The 704-nt window shown below is 67.2% G+C and carries 1 protein-coding gene; it reads left to right on the top strand.

Going from position 1 to position 704, the window contains the following annotated elements:
- A partial coding sequence (gene sucD, locus ING15_RS19290) for a succinate--CoA ligase subunit alpha (protein WP_206456465.1) occupies positions 1-704 on the top strand: 704 nt, incomplete at both ends.

The raw sequence follows: 704 nt of genomic DNA, 5'->3' as shown, positions 1-704 counted from the left end.
AAGAAGGGCGGCGAGATGTGGCAGGGCACGGCCGACGGCCGCGCCGTCGAACTGCCGATCTTCGCCTCGGTCGCCGAGGCCAGGGACAAGACCGGCGCCAATGCCTCCGTGATCTACGTGCCGCCGGCCGGGGCCGCCGCCGCCATCGAAGAGGCGATCGATGCGGAAATTCCGTTCATCGTCTGCATCACCGAAGGCATTCCGGTGATGGACATGGTCAGGGTCAAGGCCAGGCTCGACACATCCAAATCGCGGCTGCTCGGGCCGAACTGCCCGGGCGTCCTGACCCCGGACGAGTGCAAGATCGGGATCATGCCCGGCAACATCTTTCAAAAGGGCAATGTCGGGATCGTCTCGCGCTCCGGTACGTTGACCTATGAGGCGGTGTTCCAGACGACGCGCGAGGGGCTCGGCCAGACGACGGCGGTGGGCATCGGCGGCGACCCGGTCAAGGGTACGGAGTTCATCGACATGCTGGAGCTGTTCCTGGCCGACGACGCGACGCAGTCGATCATCATGATCGGCGAGATCGGCGGCGCGGCCGAGGAAGAGGCGGCTGAGTTCCTGAAGGACGAGGCGAAAAAGGGCCGCTCGAAGCCGACGGTCGGCTTCATCGCCGGGCGGACGGCACCGAAGGGCCGCACCATGGGCCATGCCGGCGCGGTGGTCTCCGGCGGCAAGGGCGGCGCCGAGGACAAGATCGC

The organism is Aurantimonas marina, assembly GCF_017183135.1.
GTDB lineage: Bacteria > Pseudomonadota > Alphaproteobacteria > Rhizobiales > Rhizobiaceae > Aurantimonas > Aurantimonas marina.
The sequence above is the reverse complement of the archived record's forward strand: the minus strand, read 5'-3'. Positions and strand labels throughout refer to the sequence as shown.